Origin of the sequence: Curtobacterium sp. MCBA15_007, assembly GCF_001864905.1 — a bacterium.
GTDB classification, from domain to species: Bacteria; Actinomycetota; Actinomycetes; order Actinomycetales; family Microbacteriaceae; genus Curtobacterium; species Curtobacterium poinsettiae.
The window spans coordinates 1-7,118 of record NZ_MJGM01000021.1 but is presented as its reverse complement, the minus strand read 5'-3'; the positions used below and the strand labels follow the sequence as shown (position 1 = coordinate 7,118).

At 72.1% G+C, this 7,118-nt stretch carries 4 protein-coding genes and 1 tRNA gene; all 5 read right to left on the bottom strand.

Translation table 11 applies throughout. The annotated features are described in order from the left end of the window. Positions 1-821, bottom strand: an 821-nt coding sequence (locus BIU95_RS10230) for a glycosyltransferase family 2 protein (RefSeq protein WP_071251621.1), incomplete at its 3' end; no start/stop codon positions are given. A 392-nt stretch (positions 822-1,213) separates the two neighbouring features. Continuing rightward, on the bottom strand, positions 1,214-4,012 hold the full coding sequence (locus BIU95_RS10225) for an alpha/beta fold hydrolase (RefSeq protein ID WP_139179741.1): 2,799 nt from the start codon (positions 4,010-4,012) through the stop codon (positions 1,214-1,216). A gap of 298 nt (positions 4,013-4,310) precedes the next feature. After that, positions 4,311-4,382: transfer RNA gene (locus BIU95_RS10220), tRNA-Gln, on the bottom strand. 45 nt (positions 4,383-4,427) lie between these two features. After that, positions 4,428-5,492: an NAD(P)/FAD-dependent oxidoreductase gene (locus BIU95_RS10215; RefSeq protein WP_071251620.1), complete on the bottom strand. Its 1,065-nt coding sequence runs from the start codon at positions 5,490-5,492 to the stop codon at positions 4,428-4,430. A 6-nt stretch (positions 5,493-5,498) separates the two neighbouring features. Continuing rightward, positions 5,499-6,986 carry a glutamate--tRNA ligase gene (gene gltX, locus BIU95_RS10210; protein WP_071251619.1) on the bottom strand — a complete coding sequence of 496 codons (1,488 nt, stop codon included), beginning with the start codon at positions 6,984-6,986 and terminating at the stop codon, positions 5,499-5,501. Between the last annotated feature and the right edge of the window lie 132 nt (positions 6,987-7,118).

The window sequence follows — 7,118 nt, the reverse complement described above, 5'->3', positions numbered from 1 at the left end:
TGCACCGGAGCGTGCCCGGCAACGAGCTGCTGGGCCGGCGGCACGACGCTCATCGCCGCCCGGCGGACCTCGGCACGGCCGATGGCGGCGCGACGGCGCTCGTGCATGATCGACTTCAGCACGCGGATGCCGTCGGTCACGGCGTTCAGGTTGCTGGAACCGTGCACGCGGAGCTTCTCGTGGCTCGGCACCTCGGTGATCGCGAGTTCGGCGGCCGACCAGCGGCAGGTGAGGACGGTCTCGATCTCGAACCCGTCGCCCCACAGCATCGAACCGTCGGCCGGCTTCGGCAGCTCGGACGACAGCAGACCGATCTCCGGCAGCACGTCGGCCCAGAAGGCGTTGTAGCCGTAGCAGAGGTCGCTGTAGCGGGTGCCGAGGATGACGTTGCAGAGCAGGTTCAGGCCGCGGTTGCCCAGGTTGCGGACGATCGTGATGTCGTCGCTGCCACCGCCGAGCGAGTACCGGGTGCCCTTCGCGACGTCGGCGCCCTCGACGAGTGCCTGGACGAACCGTGGGATCTCGTCGGGGTCCGCGGAGCAGTCGGCATCGAACATCACGACGACGTCGCCGGTGACGGCCTCGAACCCGCACGCCAGGGCGTTGCCCTTGCCCTTGCGCGTCTGGTGCACGACGCGGATGCCGGGCATGACCCGCTGGGCCGTGGCGATCGTGTCGTCGACGGAGTTGCCGTCGACCAGGATCACCTCGTACACGGGCGGGAGCTTCGGGAGGATGATCTCGAGGTTGCGGGCCTCGTTCCGCGCCGGGATGACGACGGAGACCCTCGGGTCTGCAGGGCGGACGGTACGTACGGGCATGGCGCGGTCCTGTCGGGTCAGGGTTGCTGTCGGGTGGTGGCTCGTCGAGACGAGCGGTGCGTCCTCGGATGACGCCTCGACGACGGTGATCGTCGTCGGTCGAGCAGCGGGACGCGGGTACGACGCCGCCGGCTTGCCGCGGGTGAGTGGGTACTCTCCCCCGCGGTTCCAACCATCGCCGTGGCCGGCGGGAGGGTCAATGCACGCTGCGGTCCCTTGCGGACACCCGGGTGCGGATACGGAAACCCGCAACGCTCGCGCAGGTGGGCCGCCGGGCGCGGCGGCCGACGGGTGGTGGACGAGCCACGAGCGGACGGGAGGCGCGGTGCCGGCCGGCCCCGCGCCTCCCGTCCGCTTCCTGGTCGCGACCACCGCACCCGGTGCGCAGCCGCTCAGCTCCGGGGTGCGTGCTCCGTCGCGAACGCGGCCCGCAGCGCCGTCGCGAGGTCGGCGACGTGCGGTTCCCGCAGCAGCGAGCTGTGCTCGGCGGCGATCCGTACCGTCTCGGTCTCCCCGCGCAGCAGCGCGGACCAGCCGGCGGCGTCGGGGTTCGCGTCGGCGAGCACGTAGGTGGCGCGCCCGTGGAACGGCGTCGGGTGGTGCCGTCTGGTCACGAGCTCGGCCTGGTCGAAGAACGCGTCGAAGTGTCGCTGGCCGCCGTGACGCAGGACGCCGGCCGTGTAGGCCCGGAGGCGCTTGGCGACGTGGTCGCCCCACGACGTCCCGGACGGCAGCACGCGCCGGAGTGCCCCGTCCACTCGCTGCCGCACGGCCCGCACGGTGGGGTTGCGGTGCTCGCGCGGCTCGAGCCGACCGAAGTGCAGCCGAGCGGTGTCGGACCCGGTCCGCGGCAGGTACGTGTCGAGGAGCGCGAGGTGCTCGACCTGCTCGCCGCTCTCGGTGAGCAGCCGTGCGATCTCCATCGCGACCAGTCCGCCGAGCGAGTGCCCGACGAGCACGTACGGTCCCCGGGGCTGGACGATGCGCATCAGGGCGACCCAGCGGCGGGCGCTCCGCTCGATGGTCCAGTCCGGCACCCCGCGGCGTTCGAGCCCGTGCTGCTGGAACGCGTACACGTCGTGCTCGGGCAGGTGGCGCGACAGCGGCAGGAACGTCAGCGCCAGGGCACCGCCACCCGCGAAGCAGAACACCGGCGGACGGCCGCCCTCGCGCGCCTCGGACACCTTCACGATGTCGGGGTGCCTCGGCAGCGCGCTCGTCCCGCTCCGCACACGGCGGGCGAAGGCGCGGAGCGTCGGGTGCTCGAGCACGTCGGACGAGCGCAGGTCGACCCCGAGCCGGTCCTGCACGACGGCGAGCATCTCCTCGGCGGACAGCGAGTCGCCGCCGAGCGCGGAGAAGTCCTCGTCCAGGTGCACGCCCCGCAGGCCGAGCACCTCGGCCCAGATCTGCCCGACGACGAGCTCCCACTGGTCGTACTCACCCTCGACCATCTCGGTCTCGACGCTCGGCGCCCCGGGGAGTCCGGCCCGGTCGACCTTGCCCCGCTCGTTCCGCGGCAGTTCGGTCATCGGCACGATCGACGCCGGCACCATGTACTCGGGCAGCCGGTCGCGGAGTGCCCGTCGGAGCGCACCCGGTGCCGGGGTGCGCTGCCCCGGCCGGCCGACCACGTATGCGACGAGCCGGGTGACGGAACCGGGGTCGACCTGTGCCGTCACGACCGCGTCGTGCACCTCGGGGAGCGCGCGGAGCGCCGCCTCGACCTCGCTCGGCTCGACCAGGTAGCCGCGGACCTTCACGGCGTCGTCGGACCGGCCGAGCAGCACGAGCCGGCCGTCGGGGTCGACGCGTGCCAGGTCGCCCTGCCGCCAGCTCGGGGTCCCGACGGGGATGCCGACGGCGGACTCGGCCTCGCCGGTGCGACCGGCCCGTTCGGCGGTCTTCTCCGGCGCGCCCCAGTAGCCCGCGGTCAGGGCGTCGGAGACGACGACGAGCTCGCCGGTCTCCCCCGGGTCGGCCCGGCTGCCGTCCTCACGGAGCACGAGCACGGTCTTGCCGGGCAGTGGCCACCCGGCGGGCACCACGCCCTCGGGCACCGGCTCGCTCGGGGGCACCGGGCAGTACGCGACGCACGCGGTCTCGCTCGAACCGAAGGCGTTCAGGAGCAGCGTGTCCGGGTCCAGGTGCGGTCGGGCTGCGGCGAGGTCGGCGCCGGTGACGGGTTCGCCCGTGGTCATCAGGAAGCGCAGGCCGCCGAGCACCGGTGCGGTCCCGGCTGCGGTCCCGTGCGCTCCGGGGGCGCTCTGCGACCCGACGATCGAGCGCAGCAGGTGCGGGGTGCAGACGAGCACGTTCACGCCGTCGTCCCGGAACCGTCCGAGCAGCCGTTCGACACCGAGGTCACGCGGCTCGAGCAGCACGATGGTGCCGCCGCACAGCAGTGTGTCGAACGAGAACAGCAGCCCGGCCGCGAACGACAGCGGCAGGACCACACCGAGGCGGTCGCCGGGTCCGAGGCCCAGGGCGAGGGCGTCCTGCTCGGCGTTGGCGATCTGCTGCCGGTGCGTCAGGACCACGCCCTTCGGCATACCGGTCGAGCCGGAGGTGAAGTCGATCGCGAAGGGGTTCCGCCCGCCGGGGGCGCCTGCGGTGTCCGTCGCGGGGGCATCGCCGGGTGCCGCTGCGGTGTCCGTCGTGGGTGCATCGCCGGGTGCGCCCACGTCCAGCAGCTCGCCGAGTGCGTGCACCCGGCCGTCCCGCTCCGCGACGACACCGGCGGCCGGTGCCGCTCGTTCGGTGTCGGCCACGATCTCGTCGACTCCGGCGAGCCGGGCCACGTGCGCCAGCCGAGCGGTGGGCAGGTGGTCGTCGAGCACCACCACGGTCCGTCCGGCACGCACCAGCGCCAGGATCCCGATCACGGCCTCGGTCGACTGTCCCGCCATCAGCCCGACCGGCTTCGACGCCCCGCCGGGGGTCTCGTCCACGCCGGCGCCGCTGTGGTCGTCGGGCCGGAGCGTCACGGTCAGGGCTGCGGCCAGCGCGCGGGACGCCCGGTCCGCCTGGGCGTAGGTGTACGGACGGCCGTTCCCCGCGAGCGCGGCGGCGTCGCCCCGGAGCGCCACCACGCGGTCCCAGCGGTCCAACACGGAGTGGTCGGCCGCCGCGGGGACGGCGGTCGGGTGGTGCCAGGGATCGACGGTCGTCAGCGGGTCGGCGGAGGTCACGATGACACCTCGGGTGCTCGGCAGCGGACCGCCACGACTCCCGCGACGGTCTTCCGACCGTAGGACCGCGCTCCCCGCGCACGCGAGCAGGTGCCGGGTGGGTGCGGGGAACCGCAATCCGGCCTGGAGGCGCGGCCCGCGCCCGCCACGGAGGCTGCGGATCCGGAACGATCGGTCCACCGCCCCGGGCAGTTCCCCCGGAGCGGTGGCTCATCGCTCTGGGATCGTGCGGTTCCGCGCAACCGCCCCGCGGAACGAGAACAGCCCCCGGGATATCCCGGGGGCTGTTCATCGAGTGCTGGGGTACCTGGACTCGAACCAAGAACGACGGTACCAGAAACCGCTGTGTTGCCAATTACACCATACCCCAAAAGGCCTGTCGGCCTTCTGGCCCGGTCACCCGGGGCACGATCAACTACTGTACAGCATCCCGGAGGTCCGTGAGACCACCAACCAGGTCTCGGTGCACGGCAGCGGCGGTCGCGGCTCCGTGCCCGGCGGCGACGATGAGCTGTTCCGGGCCGGGCGGCGTGACGTCTCCCACTGCGTAGAGCCCCGGGACCGATGTCCGGCCGACCCGGTCGACCACCAGGAGTCCCTGCGGGTCGCGCTGCAGGCCTCCGAGCGACCCGGGCGTGTCGGCGTCCGCGGTCGTCGTCGTGCTCCCACCGACGTTGGCGCTGGTGCCCGTACTGGCGCTGGTGCTGGCACTGGTGCCCGTGCTGGTGTGCAGCCAGTCGAGGTCCGCGTGCCACACCGGGCGGACGAACCCGCCGGTGCGTGGCTCGACGTGGCCGTCGGCGAGCCGGACGCCGGTCATCCCGGTGCGGTCCCCCTCCAGGTCCTCGACGGCTCGCTCGTCCACGACGACGCCAGCCGTGGCCAAGCGTGCGCGACCCGCATCATCGATCGGCGCGATGCCGTTCGTGTAGACGATCAGGTCGTCCGTCCACGACGCGATGAGCAGCGCGCGGTCGACCACGTCGTCGGTCTCGCAGATGAACGCGAGCGGCTGCCCGGCCTTGTCGTACGCATCGCACTCGACGCAGCTGTGCACCGCCGTACCGTAGAACGCGCGGAGCATCGGCAGTGCCGGGAACTCCTCACGCAGCCCGGTGGCGACGACGACCGTCCGGGCGCGGGCGTCGAGCTCGGTGCCGCGCCACGAACCGTGCACCCGCCAGGCGTCCGTGTCAGGGTCCGGAGCCACCAGGTCGACGACGGACTGCACGACCGTCGCTTCCGGGTAGCCCTCGACCTCGGTCCGGCCGAGCTTCCGGAGCTCGAGCGGCGAGATGCCGTCCCGTGTCAGGAACCCGTGCGACCGCAGGGTGGCGGCGTTCCGGGGCCGGTTCGCGTCGACGAGCAGCACGGTCCGCTTCGCCCGGACCAGGTTGAGCGCCGCGCTCAGGCCGGCCGGCCCGGCGCCGATGACCGCCACGTCGTGCACGAACGGCACGGCCTGCTCGGTGCTGCTCACGGTCGGTCAGCGCGCCGCGAGGGCGCGGAGCCGGGTCAGGGTGGACTCCTTGCCCAGGATCTCCATCGACTCGAACAGCGGCGGGCTGATCCGACGCCCGGACACGGCGACGCGCAACGGGCCGAAGGCCACGCGGGGCTTCAGGCCGAGCTCATCGATGAGGGTCGCACGGAGCGCACCCTCGATCGACTCGGTGGTCCAGTCCTGCACCCCCTCGAGCGCCGCGATGCTCGCCGTCAGGACGGTCGCCGTGTCGCCCTTGAGCGATGCCAGCGCGTCGTCCTCGACCACGAGGTCGGCGTCGGCCGTGAACAAGAACCCGAGCATCGCCGGTGCCTCACCGAGCAGCTGCATGCGCTCCTGGACGAGCGGGGCGGCCTTCGTCAGGACCTCGAGCTGCTCCGGGGTCGCCGGGTCGCTGACGAACTCCGTCAGGTACGGCAGCAGGCGCGACCGGAAGTCGTCCGGTGCGAGCAGCCGGATGTGGTCCCCGTTGATCGCCTCGGCCTTCTTGTGGTCGAAGCGGGCCGGATTCGGGTTGACGTCGGTGACGTCGAACGCCGCGACCATCTCGTCGATCGAGAACACGTCGCGGTCGGGGCCGATCGACCACCCGAGCAGTGCCAGGTAGTTGACGAGCCCCTCGGGGATCATGCCGGCGGCGCGGTGGTGGAACAGGTTCGACTCGGGGTCACGCTTCGAGAGCTTCTTGTTCCCCTCCCCCATCACGTACGGCAGGTGTCCGAACACCGGGATGGACGGCGCGAGGCCGATCTCGTACAGCGCCTCGTACAGGGCGATCTGTCGCGGGGTCGACGACAGCAGGTCCTCACCACGGAGCACGTGGGTGATCCCCATCAGGGCGTCGTCGACCGGGTTGGTGAACGTGTAGAGCGGCTTGCCGTTCGGGCGGACCACCACGAAGTCCGGGAAGGTGCCCTGCTTGAACGTGATCTCGCCGCGCACCAGGTCGTCGAAGCTCAGGTCGCGGTCCGGCACACGCAGACGGAGCGCTGGCTCGCGGCCCTCGTCACGGAAGGCCTGGCGCTCGGCGTCGGTCAGGTGACGCTCGTGGTTGTCGTAGCCCTGCTTGGGATCACGACCGGCTGCCTTGTTGCGGGCTTCCATCTCGTCCGGCGTGACGAAGGACTCGTAGATGTGTCCGGACGCCTTGAGCTCCGCGATCACGTCGGCGTAGATCGCGGTGCGCTCGGACTGCCGGTACGGTCCGTGCTCGCCACCGGCGTCGACGCCTTCGTCCCAGTCGAGCCGGAGCCAACGGAGCGCGTCGAGGATCTGCGCGTACGACTCCTCGCTGTCGCGGGCGGCGTCGGTGTCCTCGATGCGGAACACGAGCTTGCCGCCGGTGTGGCGGGCGTAGGCCCAGTTGAAGAGCGCGGTGCGGATGAGCCCCACGTGCGGGGTCCCCGTCGGGCTCGGGCAGAAGCGGACGCGGATGTCGGAGCCGGAGGCGGTGGTGAATGGCGCAGTCATGACCCGCCAACCCTACCGCGGCACCTGCCCGTCCTTCCTGCGCTGTGGATGACGCAGAACAGCCCCGTGAACGCAGAAAACCCCTGACCATGAATGGTCAGGGGTTCCCTGTTGTTACTACGTTAAGTCCGG

Coding starts and splice junctions, on each gene's coding strand:
- gltX (WP_071251619.1), bottom strand. CDS start 6,986: ATGACTGCGCCATTCACCACCGCCTCCGGCTCCGACATCCGCGTCCGC.